The 23,717-nt window shown below is 63.4% G+C and carries 12 protein-coding genes; 7 read left to right on the forward strand and 5 right to left on the reverse strand.

Annotation, left to right across the window (positions count from 1 at the left end; translation table 11 throughout):
• The first annotated feature begins 37 nt into the window (after positions 1-37).
• The 5 genes from VF584_16455 to VF584_16475 all read left to right on the forward strand — a co-directional run bounded on the left by VF584_16455 (position 38) and on the right by VF584_16475 (position 6,741).
• Positions 38-1,147 carry a PilT/PilU family type 4a pilus ATPase gene (locus tag VF584_16455; protein HEX8211768.1) on the forward strand — a complete coding sequence of 370 codons (1,110 nt, stop codon included), beginning with the start codon at positions 38-40 and terminating at the stop codon, positions 1,145-1,147.
• Between the two features lie 33 nt (positions 1,148-1,180).
• Positions 1,181-2,380, forward strand: coding sequence for a type II secretion system F family protein (locus VF584_16460; protein HEX8211769.1), 1,200 nt, complete (start codon positions 1,181-1,183; stop codon positions 2,378-2,380).
• A 529-nt stretch (positions 2,381-2,909) separates the two neighbouring features.
• On the forward strand, positions 2,910-5,036 hold the full coding sequence (locus tag VF584_16465) for an AAA family ATPase (GenBank protein ID HEX8211770.1): 2,127 nt from the start codon (positions 2,910-2,912) through the stop codon (positions 5,034-5,036).
• Between the two features lie 1,004 nt (positions 5,037-6,040).
• Complete coding sequence (locus tag VF584_16470) at positions 6,041-6,373, forward strand: Ig-like domain-containing protein (GenBank protein HEX8211771.1); 333 nt, start codon at positions 6,041-6,043, stop codon at positions 6,371-6,373.
• A gap of 62 nt (positions 6,374-6,435) precedes the next feature.
• Positions 6,436-6,741 carry a hypothetical protein gene (locus tag VF584_16475; protein HEX8211772.1) on the forward strand — a complete coding sequence of 102 codons (306 nt, stop codon included), beginning with the start codon at positions 6,436-6,438 and terminating at the stop codon, positions 6,739-6,741.
• A 521-nt stretch (positions 6,742-7,262) separates the two neighbouring features.
• On the opposite strand, the gene VF584_16480 is transcribed toward VF584_16475, so the two are convergent.
• From VF584_16480 to VF584_16490, 3 genes are all read right to left on the reverse strand, one after another.
• Positions 7,263-8,705 carry a hypothetical protein gene (locus VF584_16480; GenBank protein ID HEX8211773.1) on the reverse strand — a complete coding sequence of 481 codons (1,443 nt, stop codon included), beginning with the start codon at positions 8,703-8,705 and terminating at the stop codon, positions 7,263-7,265.
• A gap of 234 nt (positions 8,706-8,939) precedes the next feature.
• On the reverse strand, positions 8,940-10,382 hold the full coding sequence (locus tag VF584_16485; protein HEX8211774.1) for a restriction endonuclease: 1,443 nt from the start codon (positions 10,380-10,382) through the stop codon (positions 8,940-8,942).
• Positions 10,383-10,780: 398 nt separating this feature from the next.
• A complete protein-coding gene (locus tag VF584_16490; GenBank protein ID HEX8211775.1) occupies positions 10,781-11,548 on the reverse strand; it encodes a hypothetical protein in 768 nt (255 codons plus the stop codon).
• Between the two features lie 883 nt (positions 11,549-12,431).
• On the opposite strand from VF584_16490, the gene VF584_16495 reads away from it, so the two are divergent.
• Entirely contained in the window at positions 12,432-14,819 is a 2,388-nt protein-coding gene (locus tag VF584_16495) for a hypothetical protein (GenBank protein HEX8211776.1), read from the forward strand.
• A gap of 313 nt (positions 14,820-15,132) precedes the next feature.
• On the opposite strand, the gene VF584_16500 is transcribed toward VF584_16495, so the two are convergent.
• A complete protein-coding gene (locus VF584_16500; GenBank protein HEX8211777.1) occupies positions 15,133-15,330 on the reverse strand; it encodes a hypothetical protein in 198 nt (65 codons plus the stop codon).
• Between the two features lie 294 nt (positions 15,331-15,624).
• Here VF584_16500 and VF584_16505 point away from each other — a divergent pair, with 294 nt between their 5' ends.
• Positions 15,625-19,410: a CHAT domain-containing protein gene (locus VF584_16505; protein HEX8211778.1), complete on the forward strand. Its 3,786-nt coding sequence runs from the start codon at positions 15,625-15,627 to the stop codon at positions 19,408-19,410.
• Between the two features lie 90 nt (positions 19,411-19,500).
• Here the strand turns inward: VF584_16505 and VF584_16510 are convergent, their stop codons facing one another.
• Positions 19,501-21,336 (reverse strand): ricin-type beta-trefoil lectin domain protein, encoded by a 1,836-nt coding sequence (locus tag VF584_16510; GenBank protein ID HEX8211779.1) that lies wholly within the window; start codon positions 21,334-21,336, stop codon positions 19,501-19,503.
• Between the last annotated feature and the right edge of the window lie 2,381 nt (positions 21,337-23,717).

Here is a 23,717-nt window from a genome sequence, read left to right on the forward strand (position 1 = left end):
TCCGCAGTCCTTCTCGCATTGCCGCCGCAGGAGCACGATGAGTGTCGCAACCGCCGAAGTCGCCGTCGCCCGCACGATCAACCTGCGCTCGCTCCTGGAGGAGATGATCGAGCGCGGTGCGTCGGACCTGCACATCACCGCCGGAGAGCGCCCCAAGCTGCGCGTGGACGGCAACATCACCGACAGCTCGACCGACTTCATCCTGACCCCCAAGGACACGCTCCAGCTCACCTACTCGATCCTCACCGAGAACCAGAAGAAGCGGTTCGAGACGGAAGACGAGCTGGACTTCTCCTTCGGCATCCAGAACCTGGCGCGCTTCCGCGGCAACGTGTACCGCCAGCGCGGCTGCGTGGCGCTGGCCATCCGCCAGATTCCGTTCAAGATCCTCACCTTCGAGGACCTGCGCCTTCCCCCCGTGGTCAAGACGCTCAGCGAGCGCCCGCGCGGGCTGGTGCTGGTGACGGGGCCCACGGGATCGGGCAAGAGCACCACGCTGGCCGCCATGCTGGACAAGATCAACAAGGAGCGGCGCGGCCACATCCTCACCATCGAGGACCCCATCGAGTTCATCCACCGCCACCAGGGGTGCATGGTGAACCAGCGCGAGGTGGGGGCGGACACGCAGAGCTTCTCGCGCGCGCTCAAGTACGCCATGCGCCAGGACCCGGACGTGATCCTGGTGGGCGAGCTGCGCGACCTGGAGACGATCCAGGCGGCGCTCACCATCGCGGAGACGGGGCACCTGTGCATGGCCACGCTGCACACCAACTCGTGCGCCGAGACGATCAACCGCATCATCGACGTCTTCCCGGCGCACCAGCAGCCGCAGGTGCGGGCGCAGCTCGCCTTCACCCTGGAAGGCGTGGTCACGCAGCAGCTCCTCCCCAAGGCGCGCGGCCGCGGCCGCTCGATGGCGGCGGAGATCATGGTGTGCACCCCCGCCATCCGCGCCTGTATCCGCGATGACAAGGTCCACCAGATCTACTCGATCATGCAGGCCGGCAAGAAGCACGGGATGCAGACCCTCAACGACGCCCTCCGCGAGCTCTACCTGCAGCGCGAGGTGACGCTGGAGGAGTGCGTCCGTGCCTCTTCGGACCCGAACGATTTCCTGAAGTCGGTTGGTGAGAGCGTAGCGAACTGATTCCGTTCCCCCCCTGTCCCCTGAGCAGGCCCAATGCCCGTATTCGCCTACAGCGCCCGCAACCACACGGGCGAGATCATCGGCGGCGAGATCGACCTGCCGACGCGCGACGAGGTGGTGGGATTTCTCCACCGCCAGCGGCTGCGCCCCGTAACGGTCAACGCCAAGGCCAAGGACATCAACTTCACCTTCGGCACGGGGATCAAGACCCGTGAGGTGGTGATCTTTACGCGGCAGTTCGCCACGATGATCAACTCGGGGCTCCCGCTGGTGCAGAGCCTCACCATCCTGGCCGAGCAGACCGAGAACAAGGCCTTCGCCAAGATCATCACCGAGGTGCTCAACGACATCCAGAGCGGCCAGACGCTGGCCGATTCGATGCGCAAGCACCCCAAGGTGTTCACCGAGCTGTACGTGAACATGGTGGCGGCGGGCGAGGCGGGCGGCATTCTGGACACCATCCTGCTGCGCCTGGCCGTCTTCCTGGAGAAGAACGACGCCCTGGTGCGCAAGATCAAGAGCGCCATGACCTACCCGGCCGTGATGCTCTTCGTGGTGATCGCCTGTACCACCATCCTGCTGTGGAAGGTGGTGCCGGTGTTCGCGGGGATCTTCATCGACGCGGGGCTTGAGCTGCCGCTCCCCACCAAGGTGGTGCTGGCGGCGAGCGCCTTCCTGCAGAGCTACCTCTGGCTGATGATCCTGGCGTGGATCGGCATCGGCTTCGGCATCCGCCAGTACTACAAGACGGAGAGCGGGCAGCTGGTGATCGACAGGTTCCTGCTCAACATGCCGGTGCTGGGGTCGATGCTGCGCAAGTCGGCAGTGTCGCGTTTCACCCGCACGCTGGGGACGCTGGTCTCCTCGGGCGTGTCGATCCTGGAGGGGCTGCAGATCACGGCCCGCACGGCCGGCAACCGCGTCATCCACGACGCGGTGATGGCGTCGCGCGCCTCCATCGCCGGCGGCGCCACCATCGCCGAGCCGCTCAAGACCTCCGGCGTCTTTCCGCCCATGGTCGTGCAGATGATCAACGTCGGCGAACAGACCGGCGGCCTCGACGAGATGCTCTCCAAGATCGCCGACTTCTACGACGACGAGGTCGACGCCGCCGTCAGCGCCCTGACCTCCATCCTGGAGCCCATCATGATCGTCGTCATGGGCGTCGTGATCGGCGGGATGGTGGTGGCCATGTACCTGCCCATGTTCGACATGATCAAGGCGGTGCAGTAGGACGCGGTGTTGGCCGTCGGGCGAAGTGTCGTTTTTGCGACACCTAAAATGTCGCGGACGACATGCGAATTGTCGCTGCGGTTGCGCTCGGCCGGAGTAACCCGTGAAATCGATGCAGGCCCCTCTGTAACTCAGAGGGGCCTGCATCACGTATGTGAATCGTCCGCCCTGCCGCTTTTCGACCTCCATCCCGCCATCGTTTTCTCAAGGACACGTCCAGTGTACTAACTATCGAGTTGGCCGAGGTAGGCGGTGCCGTTTCAGCAGCGATCACAGCGCAGACCGGCGGATGGCGCTCCGTGGCTCCATAAAGTTGCGGGGGCGCGGCGGGGCAGGCGTTTCGTTTGTACGTCCAAGGCCGAGGATTCGGCGCCCGAATCGCATGATCCTGTCGAGCAACAGTGACCTCAACGTCGGGAGCGTGAAAGACACTGGGTTGGTCGACCGCCTTTACACAAGATGGTCCAAAGAGTATCATGCGGGCGTCGTCTCCCGCCACCGGTGTACACGCCCACCGCCCTTCAGATTGATGCAACTGACCAAATTCAGAGCGCTGGGCTTCCGCTCGGTGGACGACAGCGGCTGGGTGGACGTCGACCGGGTGACAGCACTGATCGGCACCAACGAATCCGGCAAGACGAACCTCCTCCTCCCCCTCTGGAAACTGAACCCCGCAAGCGGCGGCGAGATCAAGCCGACGGCGGACTACCCACGGAAGCGCTACAACGCCATACGCACCGATCCAGTCAAGCCCGTGTTCGTAGAGGCAGTCTTCGAGCTGCAGGAGGAACTGCGCAGGCGGCTCGCGGCTCTCACTGGTTCCCCGGAGGAGTTTTTCGCCACTGCGCTCGTGAAGCGGGACTTCGCCGGCAAGCACCACGTCAGCTTCCCCAGCTCGCGGCCGGTGCGCGAGGTGCGCGCGCCGCGGCTGTTCGAGATCCTCGCGGTAGCGGAGGAGGAGGTGCAGGCGGCGCAGCTCACGAAGGCCGAGGAGCCGCTAAAGGAGGCGATGCTGTCGGCGGTGGCCCGCGCACGTGAGGCTCTCGAAGCGGAGGAGGTGGTGCCGACAGGGGATGTTGCCGGGGGCATGTTGAGGGCGACGCAAGGCACGCTGTCCGGCGTGGACCTGAGTCAGGCGGCCAAACGCAGCTCGATCAGCCCGGCATTCGGCCGGGCCGTAGATGCGGTGGCCGAACTCGTGGCAGAGGTGACGGTCCCGCACCCGGACGACAACGAAGAGGCGCGGGCGCTGGTCGTCGCCCAGATGCCGAAGTTCGTGTACTACTCGAACTATGGGAACCTCGACTCCGAGATCTATCTGCCGCACGTCATCGAGAACATGGCGCGCACCGACCTGGGCTCGAAGGAGGAGGCGAAGGTCCGCACGCTCAAGGTGCTGTTCGACTTCGTGCGGTTGAAGCCGCAGGAGGTGCTGGACCTCGGTCGCGACATCCGGCGCGGCCGAATGCACGACGAGCCGACCGCCGCCGAGATCGAGGCGGTGGCGGAGAAGAAGAAGCAGCGCAGCATCCTGATGCAGTCGGCGGGCTCCGAGCTCACCGACCGGTTCCGCAACTGGTGGCGCCAGGGCGAGTACCGTTTCCGGTTCGAGGCCGACGGGGACCACTTCCGTATCTGGGTCTCGGACCAGCGCCGGCCGGAGGAGGTGGAGCTCGAGGGCCGGAGCACCGGGCTCCAGTGGTTCCTCAGCTTCTATCTGATCTTCCTCGTCGAGAGCCAGGACGCCCACCAGGGTGCGATCCTCCTCCTAGACGAGCCCGGGCTTTCGCTCCACCCGCTCGCGCAGCGCGACCTGTCGCAGTTCTTCGACAGCCTCTCAGAGAAGAACCAGCTCGTGTACACCACCCACTCGCCCTTCCTGGTGGACCCCGACCACCTGGACAGGGTGAAGGCGGTGTACGTCCGCGACGACGGGACGACCGCTGTGTCGGCCGACCTGCGCGCCGGCGCGAGCGAGTCCGCACACGGCAAGTCCATCTACCCCGTCTGGGCGGCCCTCGGCCTCACGGTCTCGGACACCATGCTGCAGGGCGCCCAGCCGCTCCTCGTCGAGGGGGTGTCCGACCAGTACTACCTGGGCGCGATCAAGGCACTTCTCATCGGCGCGGGACGCATACAGCCACGGCGTGAGATCGTCTTCGTGCCCACGGGAGGGGTCAAGGGAATCCGGGCCACCGCGGCCATTCTCGCGAGCCAAGAGGAGGAACCCCCCTACGCGTTGCTGGACTCGGACGGGGCCGGCGCTGGCCTCGCGCAGCAGATCAAGGGAGACCTGTACCGGGGCTTCGGGGATCGCCTCCTTATGGTGTCCGAGTTCGCGCCGGGAGTTCCGGGCGCTGAGGTCGAGGACCTGATCCCGCTCGACGCCATGAAGTACGTGGTGAGACGGTGGATCCGCGGCGACGAAGACTTCGACGACGTGGTGCGGGACGGCGCACCCGTCGTTGACCAGATCAAGGCGTACGCGGAGCAATGTGGCGTTCCCCTCCAAGACGGCTGGAAGGTGGAGCTCGCGAAGAGGGTGAAGGCGCGCCTCCTCCAGAGTGGCATCGATGCGCTCCCGGAGGAGACCGTGGTACGGTGGACCGGGCTGTTCGACCGCATATGCGGGACGCCGGGTTCGGTGGTGCCGTAGTGCCGGAGGGTGCTGCCCATCAGGTCCTCCGACTGGGACGGGCATCCCGATCCAAGTGGTGGTCACTTTGGGCCTACTCCAACCCAGGTCCGCTGGGCAGCAGGTGAACAGGCGTCTTGGTTCGCTCCAGGGCGTGGTCAGCTCGAACAAGATTACGTCCTGACGTTTGTGGTGCATTGCCGCGACCGGTGGCAAGCGTTCGGGCCCCCTGCCTTCGCACAATCTTGGACCCTTCTGTACCGCTAAGGGCAGATGATCGGCTGCCGCGAATTCAAAGACGCCTGTATCACTTCACTGTGCCAGCGTTCACCGACGGACGGCACGGGTCGAGACTCAAACGAAATGATTGACCCATTCCGGGTCCACTCTTATGGTTCCCGAGATGTGGCGACGTTCAGCCCGCCTGCACAGTCTTAACCCCAAACTCCGTGGGATGAGCAATGCAAAAGACGGCTAGGGCACTACTGGTATCGGTGTGTGTGTGCGCCACCACAAGTGGGTGCTACGGGGTTCGCAGCGCCATCGGCAACACGATCGCTGGGGCTGGAAATCGAGCCGAGTTTCGCGGTACTGCTGGCGCTGGGTTCGCGGGAGTGAGGTTGTTTGAGGTGCTTGAGCTCCCGGTCGGAACTGGGGAGGCAGATGCGCCGGATTCAGTGGATCTGATTGCGAACAGGAGAGTCTCGTGGCGTCCGGCAATCTCCACAGGCCTTCAAGTGATGTTCTACTCACTCACCGAATCGCAGGCCGGCGCCGGCCTGGGAACGCACATTGTTTTCGTTCCTGACGCTGGCGGCCGCACGAGCCCGTTCCCATCGATAACGGCTCACTTCGGGAATCCCAGTCATCAGGTCTTCATCGGGGGGTTATTCATGCCCTCAGATAGGGTGCGTTTTCCCAACGGGGGGGATCGGTATCGGATGGAGCGCCCAGCGAACAATGCATTCCCAGATTTCGTCTTGGAGAATAACCGCGCATGGCATTACAAGCGCCCAACGTTATACATGGGGATCGAGATCGCTGGCGGACGCATCAGCGAGCGTGACGCCGAGCTGGCCGCCGAGGCAGAAAACCGCTCGGCAGCCATGTCGATCGAGATTGCCGGATCCCTCACCGTCGAGGTAGACAAGATCGATCAGCTCGCGCCCCGTGTGCTCGACAAGGACAAGGAGACCGTATCGGCCCGGATTACGTACGGGAGCAGTGACCCATCGGTGGTCACCGTCACGTCCGAGGGGATCGTGCGGGGGGTTAAGCCAGGAACCGCCACCATCACCGTGAACGCAGCGGGCTTGACTCGACAGGTAACCGTTGTTGTGAAAGCAGCGGGCCCATAATCGACGGGAGGAAGTCGCGCTCGGCGGTGAGCGGCGCTGCCAGGTGGTGAAGGGCCCACGCGGTGTCGCTGATCTGCGGCGCGGATGTTGCAAGCTGTTACAACGCAACAGCTTATCCCTTCATCCGGGAGGTCGTCATGTCAGACACGCAGCAGGATCATCAGCAGGCGTACGGCGAAGGTCTTGCGGATGCGGAGGCCGGCAAGGAGGACCGTACTCAGTCGGGCAGCGGGGTTGCCGAAACTTTGGTGGATGCGGCCAGCGGCGGCATGATCAGCCTGCTTGACGCCGTGACGCCGTCCCACGACTCCTCAACGGAGGATCAGTCCTACCAAGCTGGCTACCGCGACGGGGAACAGAACGACTGAACCTGTCGGGCTGATTTGGAACGAACGGTCCCGGCGAGCCGACTGGCTCGCCGGGACCGGCGCGTTATTACTTCGGAGGGGGGTAAGTCCCACATTTCAGCGCGTAATCGACCCTCGAACAGCAGTATTCTCGCTCCGACGATTTCTTCAACAGCCTTCTAGATGTGGCAGAACAATGGTCCTCCCACATGAGTGGAGTGTCTCTCTCCGTTATTCAGGAGTTCCCTCAGTTCTCCGAGGCGATGCCTCGGCACAGGAGTGCGTCGTGAACGCGATTCGCGCCACGCGGGGCGCCCATTCGGGCGGCGCGCCAGAGTGGCTGCAAACCGCCGTCTGCACCACGACCCTCGAAAGGGTGTGCCCGCAACTTGGTTCGGATTCCCCTCACTGGAGGTGAACTATGTCTGTAGCTTCTCCGCCGGACGCTGCTGCTGCCCGCTCGCACGACTCACAGACGGCCGCAGCCCAGCGCAATTTTCGCGTGATGATCACCCCTGAGTTCCCTGTAGATCATCAACCCTTCAGCGGCCCGAGGCCGCCGCAATGTCGTGCTCCAGCGCGTCGATCAAGAGCGGGGCGCTATTCGCGGCGTGTCCAGTGCTTTCCGCAACCTCGCAAGCGCGTCGGGCGAGCGCGAGCGCTATACCCCACTCCCCGGCCAGACGTAGGTCGTTGGCGGCATTCTCTAGCGCCCGGATGTGCGACGGCGGGCCATTGAGCACCGCAATGCGGATGGCAGCTTCGTGAGCTGCCTGTATGCGGTGCTGAGCGGCGGAGAGTTCGTCCCGATTGCTGTCACCGAGATTGACCATCAGCCGCCGCGGCGTGAGCATGTATGCTTCGATCGCACCCACCATCGCGTACGTCCAGTACATCGCGTCCAGGTTGTAGGCACCGCCGCTGTGGACCAGGCGGAGTGCCTCATTGATTTCGCGCTCCACCCGGGCCGAAAGCATCCGCATGTGCTGAAGCCGCGGTGCCCAGTCACTCTCATCGTACAGGGGCAGCCCAGTCCGCCGTGCAGCGAGGATACTCACGGTTTGGTCCAAGTCGATCCCCGACGCATCCACGGCAAGGTGTCGGGCGAGCAGCGCGCGGAGTGCTGCCTCCTCGGCTCGCATGCCCATCTGCTGGGCAACTTTGATCCCGCTTTCACAAACCTCCGCTCCGCGTCGGGGGTTGTGCTTGCGCAGCCAGTACCCCTGCTCCACGATAGCCGCCGCAACCAAGACCCGCCCGTCATCGGCTTCCGCCCGCGCGAGCGCAAGTTGCGCCAACCCCGCGTCGCCATCGTCGCAGGCCAGTGCCTCTTCCGCGGCACCGACTGCGGGCGACTCCACACCACGGAGCAGGAACCGGTCATATGTGCGCCCCCGCGGCTCGGACTCTCCAGCGGGACCGGACTCGGAGGCACCCGCGTCGGCCGGAGCAATCGGCGGATCGGTTCCGGCCGCGTTCCCCGCCAGCCGCGTCAGCGCCTCCTCGATGGATGCGATCTGCGGCGCGAGGCGCGGAAGGGCTATCGCGGGGAATTGTTCCAGCACGTAAGGGTGCCGCCCCAGGAGGGTCTCAAGTGACTCACCCGCTATGCAGATTCCATCTGTGAAGCCGGCGGTCTTTGCTTCGTCCCGGACGAGCCGCTGCAGCGGTTCGCGCAGGGTGCTGGGTGTCACGAAAGCGAAGACCTGAACCGGATAGGCGCCCTCGTCACGCAGGGCAACTGCCTTGCGCAGGTCGCTGCGGATTTTCCTGATGATCCGATCCCGCTCGACCTCCAGACGTTCAGGCTTCGTGGGGCAGTAAACGGCGTGCAACTCGCCGTTCGATCGGTCGAAGCCGTCGAGGCCACCGTCCCCGCCGGCGTCGTCGACCACCTGGTAGTTGCTTACGCCCCGCTCTGCGACCATAAGCGCACGGACCATCGCCTGAAAAAGTGCGGGGTCACGGATTTCCCTGATCTGCATTCGTCCTCGCAACGGGTAGGGCGCGTGCACGTCGCCTCTCCTGCTGGTTGAGCCCCGCGGACAGGAGAGGGATGCTGTCGTGCTTGCGACAGCATCGCACGATGGTCGCCTGCTCCCGTCCCTTCCTGTTGAAATCCCGATGGGCGCTATGTAGTCGATCCACAGCCAGCGGATCCAGCCGCCAGGAGAATCCGCACGAGCACTGGGCCTCGCACGTCAGCTGCGCGACGCCCATCAGAGTGGCGCCGGTGCATCGACAACGCGCACGACATCGCTGAACCAGCCGATGATGTCAGGATGTGCCTGCAGCTTTTCCTCGATCTCCGTCCGTGTCCACCAGTCTATCCAGAACCTACCGCGCCTGCGCAGGTGGTCCAAGTGGTCAAACAACCCAGACGTGATCGTTGAAGAAACCGCCAACAGGTAGCCATTGGCATCGTGGTGCTCCAATAGGTCGCGGATATCCCGCACCCGTGACTTGTCGACCGGCCGGCGATAAGCCTTGCATTGGACAATGACGCGGCGTTCACGGCTGGGCGTCTCATCCAACGAGAGCGCCTCACCTGGGAGAGGCGGAGTCGTCCACGTCGCGAGGAGGTCGCGACCCCCATCCCGGTCTTTGCTACTTCCGACCTTCCTGACCCAAAGAACGGAGGGTTCCCGCCTTACGAGTTCCATGATCAACAGTTCGAACCGTTCATCATCGATCGACTCGCTCCAGCGAAAATGCTGTGCTGGATAGAGGCTTGTGATCGTTTCTCTGTACGTCTCCCGGATGCGCGCGCGTTCGCGCTCAAAGCGCTTGCGCCCCGACTCGCATAGCAGCGTTACGAAGTGGTGTCGGCCTACCGCCACGAGTCGGTTTTCGAGAGGGACCAACAGCACTTCGGATGGCCGCGTAGTCGGCTCGCAAGCCCTCATCACGCGATGGAGGTTACGCACATCTTTGTGCCCGACTGCATGGCTTGACAGCTCCGACAGGAAGAACGTTTGGCTCGGCCCCTGGAGCGTCGTCCACCGCTGTTTTGCGGTGAGTGCGTTTCGCGTGCACTCGGCGAGCCCGGGTACGCGCAAGACGGTTACCGAAGGGCGTACACTCCGAAAATGGCGCCATGGAGGGTTCACCCGGTGCATCCACTGACTTTCCAACTTAGCGCTTTCTTTAGGTAGTGCGCCCAGGATCTGGCTGGCCCACTCATCCACGGGCGTCGGTCCGGTCGCCTCCTCCTCGGCACGCTCACTCAGCGCGGGTAACCAGTCGGTGTGCGTGATGAACCATCTCGCGAATGCAGGTAAGCTGGAGAGCGCATCCTTGATCACGCCGGCTCCCGATTCATCCGCCGGAAGGCTGAAGCCATCCGGCTGCCCGAGCGTTATGTACCGCGAGTACAGCTCGGTATCGATCCCGGTGATCGGGTGCACCTCATCCCAAAGGGCGCAGGAGATTCCGTTCCGGATGCGTAGGAATACGGCGAACAGCGTCGACAACCCATCGTGCAGATCGGTGCGTTCGTTAGGGTAGGCACTCCAACCGTCCGTGCGCACCCGGAACATGAGCCCGAGGGTCTCACCCTCCTCCGCGGCCTCCCAGATCGGCTCGATCTCAGAGGGCCGCTGTTCGAGGCTCTGGTAGTGGTCTGCCAGGTCTGCTAAAACCCGCTTTGCGGGTGTCGACATAAGGGAGTGCGTCTGGAGGTGCCTGGAGTTGCAGCCGGGGCTCTGGATGCGATGGGAGCCTCCTCGTCTCCGGCCGCAACGGTCTACAGGTGAACAGCCGCGCGGGACACCATTCCAGCGGCACGCGCTCGGATCGGGCGACTCGGTACGCGTAGACGGCCTTGTCGCTCTCGCGTTGGGTGTGCGCGCGACGAGCAGTCCGCGGGGGCTCTCTGGCGCCTCTATGGTGGGGGCGAGCCTGCTGATCGCGTGGTGCCGCGCGGCGATGACTCAGCGAGGTGGAACCGCGTTGCCGGTCGCCCAGGCATGCCTGCGGCATGCAGCCCATCCGGTTCTCAGGGCGGGAGCGGGTTATTTTAGAATAACGGGTCATCCCGTGAGCGGGTACCGGCGAACCTTTAGTGCGCATAACGTTCGATGACCAAATAATTCTCGACTACATGCGTGTCCAGCCGCAGCGAGAGCTCACGAAAGAAGTTGCTTGCATCGACCGCCTTACGTAGATCATGACCGAGCACCCGACCATGTGCGATCCCGTTGCGCTGGTCGCGGATCGTATGGAACCGGTCATGTTCAGCTTGTGAGACTGGATAAGTAAGTAGGTCCGCCATGAGATCGGGAATGTGAACGGATTTCCAACGTTTGCGTTGGGCCACGACCTGTCTCAGGCCAAATAGCATGAGTCGCTGAGACGGCCAGAGGACAGGCTCGTTTCGGAGAGCTGCCACGTGCTTTCTGTATTGATCTGCACGCCCAGGGTTGTGGTTCATACGCAGCAGGGCAAGCGCTCGATCAGCTTCCGGTGACCGAGCACGCGGTGAGAACTGCTTGCGGATGGCCCGTTCGACACCCTCCTCTCCCCCGTGAAACTGGAGAACCTCGTCAATGAGTGAAAAGAAGTACGCTTCGAAGTAGGAGAATATCGACAGTAGCAAAGTCGCACCGAGCACGGTTGGATATTCCTTCAGTGTTCGTTTCTCGGTCGAGTATGGCTCGCGCGATGCTCGAAATGACGGGTTCGTCGCAAGGTATGCTCGAGAATCGAGTTCGTGGGCGGCGAGGGCGTGTGCTAGTTGCGGTGCTGCCGTTGTGACGAGGACCGCGAAGTCAAGCATCTGCTGCGATTGGCTACGCCACACCACGTAAGCATTGCTGTGTCTGAGCATCCGATCTCCATATGTTGCCTGAGCTATGGAATGGGCGGAGTTGCTATTGTACTTAGCACAAAGATAGTCGAGCGTAAAGATGCGCCTCGTGCAGCGACCATGGTCCGAGTGGTCCCGATCTACCGATTCTTGGAAGTCATGGTTTCTGGCCCGGTGCGAAAGTGAGGGGGCGTGTCTATCTAATAGGAGTTACGCAGTTGGCTAAGATCGCAGGCGCTGCCTGGGCTCGCTAAGGCACCTGTATTCACGCTCGAAAACCGACTTTGCGGCGGTTTCCCGCGGTCCCGCTCGCTGAACGGCATTCCGCAGGCGAGATCCAACTGCGTAACTCCTATCTAAGTCCAAGAGCGCGCGGCCCCTGTGGGTCGATGGACGATGCGGATCGACGTTCGTGTTGCGCGCGCCCGACCCCACTCGCCGCGCCGTGTCTACAGGTGTAGCACGACAGCGACGATCTCGGAAGGCCTGGGAGCGCACCGCCAACCCCGGCCGGAAACAAAACCCTTGACTTGCGCGATGGATCGCGCAGAAAGTGGGAGCCGCCCCGGTTTATGGAGGCCGCACTGGTCTCCCGCGAGCGTGGATTCACACGCCGGCTGCTCCCGCCCCACCCGAGCTTCCCCGCTACAGGACGGTCTCATCCGCCAACAGCCCGAGCCGGAGCCCACCATGCGAGTCAGAAACCGATGGTGCTGGGTTGCAGCCGCTCTTGCCCTCTACGTCCCATCGTCCGCCGTAGGGCAGATGAAGGCTGACGTGATCAGCGTCGAACAGGCCGAGTCGAGCTTGCTCGAGCTCTCCGACGCGGCTGTCCTCCTTCCCCTGCTGCTCACACTCTGTTCGTTATCACCCTCGTTTCCTCACCTCCATCCGGGATAACTCCATGCCTCGCATGTCTCGGTGCGCCTTCTGGGCAGCTCTTCCGGTCCTCCTGAGTGCGAAGGCGGCATCCTCACAGGTCGAATCGTCGCCGGATATCTTCTACCGCTCCCTCGCAAACGCAGTATGGAGCGCGGCTGGGGATCTGGAACTCTCCCTGTCGGCGGGGCACTGGCAGCAGAATGTAGGCGGCCGGCGGGTCCGCTGGCGGAACGACGCAAACACGGTTGCGCATCTCACCTTCGATTACCGGAACGGTGCGCTCGCGGGCGCCAAACTTCGCGTGCGACCCGCGGCACATCTTTGGGCTGGGACCGGCGGCACATCGTTCTCAGTCGCCTTCGACTCCGCACGATACGATAACTACGGCCGCGTGGTCGAGTGGTGGGTACGCCCGGACAACTTTAACGCGGATGTCGCCGCGAGTTATCCGACAATCCAGCAGGCGCTCGAGTTGAAAACGTCTCCGGGCGAGACGTTCATCGCACGTCCCTTCGCTCGTTTCGAGAACCCGCAACGGTGCGATGCAGGTTGGGGCGGGTGTGTCATGAACCGACCGATGGTTACAGAGGTGCGCTTTCGAAACCATGGCGCGGGCTCCGGGTTGGCGGTCGAGTTCAAACCCAACTCAACGATCTACTTCTCCCGGAGTGGTGGCGGGCGCTTTGACAACTTCGTGACTCTGCGCGCAGGAAGTGGCGTCACGTTCGACCACGTGCGCTACGACATGGCGACACGCGAGGTGCAGGGACACCTGCTGAACCTCACGCTCGACGCGCATGGCGGGGAGCTCAGCAGCACAGACCTACGGTTGATCATGCGTTCGGGCGCCGGCATCCGATTCAACGACGTGCGTTTCGCGCGCGACCCATCCGGCTCCTACATCAATGCTGACCTTGGGACTCTTGAGTTCGACGCGGGAACGGGGTCTCGCATTGGCCTGACGCGCGGCCACCAGAACAACTCCCATCTGAATTTGGAGAACGGGTCGCGTCTGACGCTCCACGGTTTCCAGCTAGGGGTGGACGACCGGCGCAGCACGAGGGTGCGCATCGGGGCGGGGAGCAACATTGCGCTCCAGATCCGTGGCGGCCAATTGGGCATAGGGCAGCGTGGCTTCTTGGCCCTTGGGACAGGATCGCTGAATGGGTCGCTAGACGGCTCGTGGGACTCGGTCGATCCGTCACCCGACACCCAGTTGGGCGTGCGGCTGCTCGATGTCTCCGTCACCGGCGGTGTGCTCCCCATTAATGGGGAGACGACGTTGACGCTGACCGGCGGGCGGGCACACTCGACGGATCTGCGCTTGGTCGGCCGCAATTTCGCAGGGGTGGTGGGAACCTTCGATGATCTCAACGTATCGGTTGAGGATCGGAGTACGTTTGGAGTGCCGGGTAGCTTCCGCGTGGTCACGAGGCCGGGCGCACAGATCGTGGCCGCGACGCCCAGCAAGCCGCTCCGGTTCGACGAAGGCTCCGGGCATCCTTCAGGTACACTTGCCTTGACGCTTCCGTACCGCCGATTTGAGCCGGCGCGGGGCCAGTCGGTCGTTCTCCGGGATGGGACCCTCCGCTTCGCGGTGACGCAAGAACAGAATGGTGCAATCGCGGGTACCGACGGGAGCTTGGACGGAACACTAGAGGCGACCGCGGGTGGTACCGCGCTCACGATGAGGATGGAGTTGGACGATATGGCTCTGACCCGCCCGGCGGGGGGGGACGCGCAACTCGAAGCACGCGTGCGTGCGGTCGTGCAGCCGGGCTTTGTGATCGATGCGGTCACCCCGTGGGGTGGCGTCGTCGAGGACGTGAGTCTATACCCCGTTCACCTGACGACGCGTATTGCAAGCGCTACCCCGACGACTGAGGGTCGGCTCAAGGTTGTCCGGGGTGATGTCACCCTCGACTCGCTCGTACTCACCCCCACGATCACGCTAACCATCCCGGCGGGAAGCGGCGAGCATCCGGAATTCGACAACCCGAACAGCGCCAATGGCACCCATGGGCCAGACGAATTCAGGGGTTGGCAAGAGCTGATGGTGGTCGACAAACAATGCAACCTGCACATCTACCTTAAGCCGACGACCTACAGCGTACGCAGTCGCCTGGGCCTCTACATCCGCACCGGTGAGCTGGACGTCAAGCTCTCGGGTTTCCAGCCAGACCGGGGTATCGAATTTGGACGTGACGGCTGCGATCCAAGCCTTGCGCTGACCATCATCGGTGCGGTCGCGGGTGGGGCCGTGCTCGGACCCATCGGGGTGGCCGGGGGCGGTCTCCTCGGTCGACACATCGGCAATGACTTGAATGACCAGATCGACGCCACAATCGCGACCAAGATGGATGAGAAGATCAACGGCTTCAACAAGCGTTGGACGATACACGCACCCTGAACTTCGGGTGATCCCACGCCCGCCCGAACTCGGGCGACGCTCGCTTGAACATATTCCAAGCGCCGTCGACCGAGCAGCGAAAACGCGGCGCTCCCCTGTTGCAATGCCGGGCTCCGACCGGCCGCTAAATGGCCACGGTCCCAGCCAGGCGTGATCCCCTGCGAGCGTCACTAGCTTCCTAGGAAGAACCAAGCCCCTCCTCGATCGGCTGAGGAGGGGCTTCGTGTTGCTCCGCCTCACTTTTCGCGGGCGACGTACTCGAAGATCCGTCATCGGAACGGCTGGTCCAGTCGTTCGAAGTTGACGCGTCGCGCTACTCCGGCGTGTGGCTGAAGGCGAGGTGGTGCTCGTCTCCGAACTCGTCGCCTGCGAAGAGTATCGAGATCCCGACGGCGGCGAGTAGGCACACGAACGCCAGCTTGATCCGCTCCTCATGAGCGGACGCCCCGTTGTCTCCGAGGAAGCGCAGGTGTCCTCCCCGCCGCTGCCGGTCCGGCACGCCAGCGCCCATCGCATCTGTGCGTTGCACAGCCCGCGGAATTCTCTAGGGCGGTTCTGCACCGCCCCCGCCTCTTGCAATTCTGATGCGGCAGCGTGCCGGATCCGCCGGCGAGCACTCGAGCGCCAGAACGGAAACCCGTGCTTCACCGGAGGCCACGGTCAGGAGGCGAGACTGAGCCTATCGCCCGAAGGTAGCACCGTTCTCCTTCTGGCGTGAACCGCACGGCGGAAAGCATTATTACGTGATACACGCCGGCGCATTCCGAATGCGGCCGCCGAATGTCCACACCTCCGCCGAGGCCGCATGAGCGTACCCGATTCCGGCGCCACCGAACCGCCCCGAACTCTCGCCCAACAACTCGTGGAGGTCTACACCACGACTGGTGTGCAGTGGGGCGATGTGGATCTGGTCTTCTTCGGCAGGTCCGGTACACTGGCCCGGTTGAGTGAATACGCGGTGGTCCTCAAAAGACTTAATCGCGGGGGGCAGCGTATCTTCGAGAATGTCTGCATCATCTGGCCTACCCAAGACGAGGAAGTCGCAGCGCAGATCAGGAATCAGTTCGGCGAACTCCTCGCTGAAATGCGAGGAGGTCCTCTTTCAAGTGCCGAGGTCGACGTGGCATTTGAGGGAGTCCGTGTTGCGTTTCCAGACACACTGGAACTCGATTCACTGATCGAGGTCATGAATGGCGCAACGTCCCGGAGCGCGTTTGTTGTGGCGCATGCGGCGTGGTATCGCGCTCCATCTATAACAGATGCTATTCTTGATCCTGCGTTTCCTGGTGACGTGTGGGCACTCCATCTACACGCGTTGCTTCTGAGGGCGACTGCAGTCGGATCCGCCTCGGAGTGCTACGTGCTCTTGGACACAGGGGAGGAGTTCTCCGTACGCGACGAGCATCGTGATCTCTTGTTTTCGGTGGAGCGGACCGCCGTCCTAGTCGGGGGGGAGCCGTCTGTAGAGGAAGGCATCCGTCTCGATCACCAGCGCTGGCTCACGCTGGCGCGTAGCGGAGACCTGGAGGCGGCGCTGATCGAGGTGGATGCCCGGGAGGACCTTCCACAGAGTACCAAGACGCTGGTTCGACTCCAGCTCCTTGACGCCGCTGGCTTTCGGCGCATGGTCCGCGCTGAGCTCGACGCGGATCCTGATATCGCGACCGGGTTGGTCCCCGAGGCCGCGCTTCAGCTTGCCCGATTGGCCGAGAACGCCGATGCAGATGAGTTGGCGGCGCAGCTCGTGGCAGATGCCCTGGAACGGTTAGCCACCCGGCATTCCCTCGAACTTGCTCTACAGATCGCCGAACGCGTCGATGACGCAGCCCTCGTGACAGCCGTGGAGACGCGGATCCGAGACTACTTCCCCCACTCTGATGCGCTCCTGCGCCGACGGGCCCGTTCTTTTGCGGTTGAGCAACGCTACGTCGAAGCGGCCGCACTGCTTCGGGGTGTTTCATCCCCTGAGACGGCGGAACTTGCAGATTTTTGGGAGTTCCTGGGCCAGCAGGCTGGAACCTCCGGTCCCGCAGACGCGGCCTGGATCATGGAGCAGGTTATCGAGCGATTCCCCAGTAGGGTTGACGAAGCGCACCGGTTCTGCTCTGAAAGGCTGATTGGCGAGGAGCGAGTGGATGAGGCGCTGCGGATTCTCGTTCAGGAACCCTCGCCGGGGTCGCCCGTGACCCGCCCACAGGAGTTCGCTGCGATCGATCTGATTCAGCGCGCGTCACTTCGAGGCTACCCGATACGTCCCGATGTGTTGGCATTCGCATTAGAGCGCGTCATCGGGCTTCTCGCAGCGCACCCCACCGACGAATCTGTTCGGTTTAAGGTGTTGCGGACACTCTCCCCGGAGTTTTTAGGCCTGCTAGGTACCAGCGCTCTGGCCGTGGTGATGCTGTCCATCTCGGAGCGTCCCGTTGAAGTGCGTAGGCGCCGACGTCCTTTGCTGATGGGCGGTACGTCTGAGGATGAGTACCGCGGGCTCGTTCATAGCGCTACAAATTGGTACCACGCTGGGGTGCGCACCGCGTTTGGTACCCGAACATTTCCGGAGGACCTGCTCGAGATCCCTCCTGACCAGGCGCTCGCAGGTGTGGCCGTGCTCGCCGATGAGGTTGCACGACAGTTCGACGAATTTGAAGACCACGCTGCGCTCGTTTTCTATCTGGCACTGGCCACTGCTATCGCCCCGCTGACTTCCGAGCCAGACCAGGACCTGATCATTCTGCGGCAGGTGGCAATGCGTCTTACGCAGTCCGGCCAGATGCAGCTGGCGCGGGACTGGGCGGAGCAGATGCTCGCCCTTACCCACCGCCAAGGGCGGCGTGCTCGGTTGGCGTGGATGTCCTATGCAGAGGTGTACCATCGCAGCGGGAACGTTCAGGAGGGAATGCTCGCGATCTGTTGTGCGATGGCCTCGTCGCCGGAGACCACCTGGGAAGACGTCTGGTACGAGCGCATGCTGATGTTTCGCCTACTTCGCGATGTTGAACTCCTCGAGGACGCTCGCCCGCTCCTCGGGGACGCACGGCGCGCGCTACAGCACCTCGGCCTCGAGGAGCGTCAATCCATCCGGGTCGATACGGCGGAGCTCCAGATCGACACGATGGAATACAACCATGACAACACGCGTGACGAGGCGCGGCTGCTCGGGTTGATCGACCGGGGTACCGAGAACCTGCGTAGCGTGCTCTCCACCGCCGGCGAGCTTCCCCCGGCGACGGTGATGCTCGCATCGCTGCTGCAGATCGCCCGCCGGGAGGGACTTGCCGTCCCGCCGGAAACTTTCGAAGCGTTCGCCGATGCCCTCACCCGCCTGGGGCCCGGGCTCAGGGAAATTGCCGAGATGGTGGGGAGCACCGAACCGCAACTTGAGCAGCTTGTCGCAATCGCCAATCGGATACAGCCGGCACGGTACACCGAAGATATCGGAACCGACCTTCACCAGTTCGTCAGGCTGGCGCGCCGACTGCTGGCGAGCAATGCGGCACAAGATCCAGCGGCCGCCATTTACGCGATCGAGGCGCTCACGGACCATACCACCGCGCTACCCGGGCCGGAATCCCGCACGCGTCTCATCGACTCGGCCGCGGGCCCTGCAGAAGCCGCACGCGAGATTGCCAGGGATGGGCTTGGAGTCGTGATGATAGGAGTGGGCGAGAGGCGGTTGTACCGGGTGATCGTTGAGGACGGTGCGCTCGGGGATACCGTTGAAGAAACGGATGAAACCTTCTCGGTAGATCGCATCGGAGCCTGGTCCGTCGCTTACCCGTACGGGTACCATGAGGCCGCGTCGCAGGAGTTTTACACGACCACAGAGGGGATTGGGCTCAGCGCTCTGCCGGTGCGCGCCGTCGTAGTCGCGAGCACCCACCTGCAAGGCTTCCCGCCGAATCTGTTGCAGATTAGCGGCGAGCTGGCTGGGCGTGGGCACCGCGTCGCTGCAGCCCCATCGCTGACCTGGCTCCACGCCGCTCGGTCGAATCCATTTGTGGGTGACCGGCGCCGGCTCGCGTGGATTCCGGTTGGTAGCCGCGTAGAGCCCTTCCTAGCTCTGACGGTGCTTACCGACCTCCTGCGCCAGACGCTCGAAGAGCATGGGGTCGAGCTCTCAGAAGGTGCTGAGCCACCCGAGGGTGCAGCCGGGGCGGAGCTGGTGATCGTCGGAGCGCACGGGAGCGTCGCCGAGGAGAATCGATTCTTCAGGGTCCTCAGAGACGATGCCGATATGACGATAACGCCTGCGTCACTCTCAACCAGCATCGCTGGAGTAGGGACGGTGATCCTCTTTGTTTGTTCAGGTGGCAGACTCGACCACGATCCGACCGCGAGTGCGGTGCTCGGTCTGGCGAAGCGGCTTCTCGCCCGGGGGTGCCGCGCCGTCGTGGCCGCACCCTGGCCGCTGGAGGTAGTGCTCCCGCACCAGTGGCTGCCTACATTCCTGCGCGAATGGGACAAGGGCGTGCCCGTGATCGACGCATGCTACGCAGCCAATACGGCGGTGCGTATCAGCTCGCAAGAGGATCCCAAGCGGTACCTGGCGATGACGGTGTACGGTGACCCTCTCATCACCAGAACGATGTAGGTACGCGGGTCGATGGCCCCACGCCGCGCGCTTACGGCCTGGGTAGTGGCCGCTCTCGCTCCCGTTAGGGGAGCGAGAGCGGCCCCATGACTACCGGGTTGGATCCCGATACCGCCAGTGCTGGTTGGCACCGCCCGTACAACGGAACAGCATCATGCGGGTACCGTTGCCCGTTGCTGCTCCACGTACGTCGATGCACAGGCCATTGATCCCCCGCAACTCACCGCTCGGTGTGAGATCCCACTGCTGGTTCGCGCGTCCGTGGCAATCCCAAACCTTTACAGGATCATAGACCTTCCCGTTGTGCCCGTCCACGCACATCCCATGGACCCGGAGCGTGCGATCCGGCATACGACGGAACCGCTGGTTCGCGAGCCCGCTCCCCAGGCAGTCCCAGAGATGCAGCTCCGTGCCCCGCGCACCGGAGGGCGCATCCATGCAGCGGCCGCCGGGGAGCATGGTGGCGACGCTCACGGCACTTCCGCCGATTCCGCCTAAGTCTTCACGCCACAGATGATTCTCCCCGGAGTGGCAAGTCCACGCGACGAGCTGCGCGCCGTTGTTGCGGGCATACTGGTCGATGTCCAGGCAGAGCGGGCGCCCCTGGGGGTCGCGCGCATCCCGAAGCTGCAGGTTTCCCGATGGTGAGAGCCCCCACCTCTGTTGCAGGCCCGGATGGCAATCGTGTACTACGATTGGGTCGCCGACGCGTGCCTGCCACGCATCGAGGCACTTTTCGCCATGTACCTTGACCTGGCCCGTCTCGGGTACGTAGGCGAAGCGCTGGTTGTGATTGCCGGGAATGCAGTCCCACATGTGGACGCGTGAGCCGTTCGAGGCATAGGGCGCGTCCAGGCACTTGCCGGACATGAGGCTCACCAGCGCCATCGGCTGCAGCACGCGCACTGTGCTGTACTGGCTGTGCTCGCCGAACCACGCGTATCCGTCGCGGACCATTCGCCATTGGAAGGCGCGGACGCCCGGGGTCGTCGGCGCTCGGACGGGCACACTGATCTCGGCTATCCCGTTGAACGGAATGCTTCCCCCGAGGCCCGCACGGCCCGTTCCCCAGGTCGCGTTGTTCTCGGGGCTCTGCGATCCCAGCCGATAGGCGAGGCTCGGCTCCCAGGACTGCAGCCCGGTGTTCTGGAAGAGGACGACGACCAGGTACGCGCCCCCAGGCCACATGGTGGCCGGCAGCCCGCGATAACCGTGGAAGCGTGCTCCATAGCCGACCGGACCCGCCAGGTACGACAACGGATCGACGGTCGTCGCCCGGTTGTTGGCCGTGGGGTCTGCCGCGGTGAGACGTCGGCCCGGCCGCACCTCGTAGTGGAGATGCGACCCCGTAGAGGTGCATCCCCCGCCTGTCACGTTGCCCAGTTTTCCGACTGGGTCTCCCTGGCGCACCCGCTGACCAACGGCGGGAGCGATCAGGTTGGTCATGTGCAGGAGGATATGGGTGTGCCCCCAGTCATCGAGGATAAACACGCCGCCGCAGTACCCGAGGTTGATCACGGTCCCGGATACGGGAGCATGCACCGGGGTACCGGTGTCGTCCCACCAAGCGAAGTCGAGACCCGCGTGGCCGTTCGATCCGCCGTCCGGCTTGTACCCCTGCGAGATCCCGGCGCGAGGACCGACGGCGCCGAACAAAACGTTCTGGAGCGAGGTGAGCGGGATGTAGCCACCCGATGCAAGGGAGTGGCGCGGCGCGAGGGCGGCCGCCGGGTCTGATCCGGCCGCAGCTCCTACCGGCGGGATCGTGGCGCCGTCGACCGTGAGGGTCGGCTGACGATCACACGCGACCAGAAAGAGGGTGATGAGACTCGCACGCGCGACGTGCCATGCGCGTGAGGTCCACTGCCGGCGCACGCAGGCCAGCCGCGGATGGGTCAGTCGGGAGTGAAGTGCGTTGAGCGACATGGATGCCTTTTTCGTTTTGTGTGTTGTCGGGTTGTGCCCGCGTGGCGAACACCGACGGCGCAGGCATGGCTGGACGGGAGACGGACGTAGCACGCAGTACCCACGAGGGAGGTGCCGGAATCGACGAGCGCAGAAAATCGAGACATTCGGATACCTTAGGTTTCATAGCACGGAGGCCATCCCGTGGAAGCTCCGCCTTGCGAATGGGGCGGCTGTTTGGCCGTACACGGCAGCGTCAGGGTCCCATGATGAGGTCTCCCGGTTCGAACGTTGATGAACGATAGGGTCGAAGAATACCACGGTCCTTGCAAAAAACCGGTTCGCGGCAGGGCTCACGGTCCCATGGGGCACCTCCTCTGAAGCCAGGTTGCTCGAGACGACAAAAAGCCGCATACCTAAGGCGTATGCGGCAAGAGCCCGGTCTGAGACCAGGTGTTTTCGTCGATCTGTCCCACTCGGTGCCTCCCTCCCATCGCAAGCTCCCCGTTGGGGCCGTGCCACGGATCCGAGTCACAGTTAGTATACGTCGAGCTGCGGCCACGGTCAAGGAGTGTCCTCTACTACCACACCGATTGGGCTTATTGGACGTTTCCTGCAGGACAGGGCCGTTCCGCGGTAACTCCAGCGAAGGGCTCAGCCACGTGCGGTTGTACGCCGAGCACGTATAGGCGCAGGTACTCCATCAGAGCGATGCCAAGGCGGTCCCCGAGAGTTGCTGGCACCCGGCCGCCGGTGCCAGGGCACCGACGGTGAGGCCGCTTCGCAGTTGAACTTGGGGTTCGCTGCTTCGCACGAACAATCCTACTTCTTGCACCGGTTCCGTAGCGCTGCTTCGCGCAGCTACCGCGCGGTTTGGTTCCCCAGCCTTTGTGCCGAGCAGTTCGTTTCCATACACCAGGTCCGAAACCTTCGCCTTTAGGCGAACAGCTTTAGCGACCTGTAGAAGCCGGCTGGTCGAGTCGGAACCCTCGCCAGCAGAAAGCCCCATCTCGAGAAGCCGGTCGAACCGGGGGACGACCGCTTCAGTGGCCTATCAACCTACCCGCTTTACCCGGTCGTCACTTAGTCGAGCTGCTCGGCGTTTCTCTTTGCCCCCGGGTAGGGCAGCACCGCGACTGTACGATCCCTACCTACTCGCCGACCAGCCGATCGGCCTGGCCTACCCGTGCCGGAGTAGTGCTCCACTCAGCACGATCTTATTACGCCACTTTGCGACTAGGTTAAAATGCAGTCTGGCTCACTTCTTGAGAGCGCAAAATGCACGGAGGTACTCAGGCGCTCCTGAGGTTCAGCAGTTGTTGCTTATGTTGAACTACACGCTTGGGTCAGCGTATCAGAGCTGGAATGGAGTGCGAAGCTGGTGACGGAACTGTGGAGGGCAGATGAACGTGCCTGGTGCAGCGACATCCACAGAGATCGTCCAGGACTCCGGTGCCTCGGGCGGCGGCCTCACAGAACCTGTTTGTTGGCAACAGGTTCACGAGTTCGCCGACGCCTTCTCCGGTACGCTCAGCGCGCTCCGCGAGGCGTTAGTACTGGAAGGAGCAGCCGGGCGTCTGCGTGGACGCATCCCGGGCATCTCTGCACTATCTCGCAACCGTCGGAACCCCTCCCGTGCAGGACCAGCTTCCAAGGCGCAGTCCGACTCGTCCCCGTCGGAAAGCCATGTAACGGTTTGCCGCCTCGCGGCACAGTCGGTCCGAGACAGGGCTGATCCGGAGCTTCTACTCGCTTTGGATCAGCTGGACAGCGCTGCAGCGCGTTGCCTCGCTGCAGCCGCGGTCCTCCAGAGACAAGGCCGACTCACTGCAGACGACCAGATTGATGTCCGAAATGCGCGTAAACGTGTGACGAAGCCGAAGGTCGCCACGCTCGCGCGCAGAGGACCTGCCGCAATACAATCGCGAGTAGCGCAGTTCGATGTACTCGCGGCTCTGTTTGAACTGCGAGTTTCCCAACACGGCGAATGCAAGTTACGGGAGATTGTTGGTGCGAGTGGAGGGGCTCTACGCGTCGCCGAGGTTCAGGTCGGAGTGCGGTCATCGTCTGAGGATTTTGGGAGTCGGCCCGACCCATCGGATGTGCTGTATGGCGCCCCACTCCACTCGAAATGGGGAGAGAAAGCCCGCGGTGCGCCCCAGCCTCACCCTGGAACAGTCATTGGATTCCAGCGGCCGCATCCCTCTGATGAGGGAGCAAAGGTCCGAGCGCAGTTAATCGCACCGGTGCTGAACGGTGACCTAACTAGTTTCCATCCGGAAACAGCGGAAAAGCGGGTATCGGGTAGCCGTGGAAAACGTCGTACGGAGCGGTTGCTACGCAATTCGAACCCGATCCGCGGGTATGATTCCGCTCCGTTTGGGTCAGAGACGCAGGTACAT

Origin of the sequence: Longimicrobium sp. (assembly GCA_036389135.1) — a bacterium.
Taxonomy (GTDB): domain Bacteria; phylum Gemmatimonadota; class Gemmatimonadetes; order Longimicrobiales; family Longimicrobiaceae; genus Longimicrobium.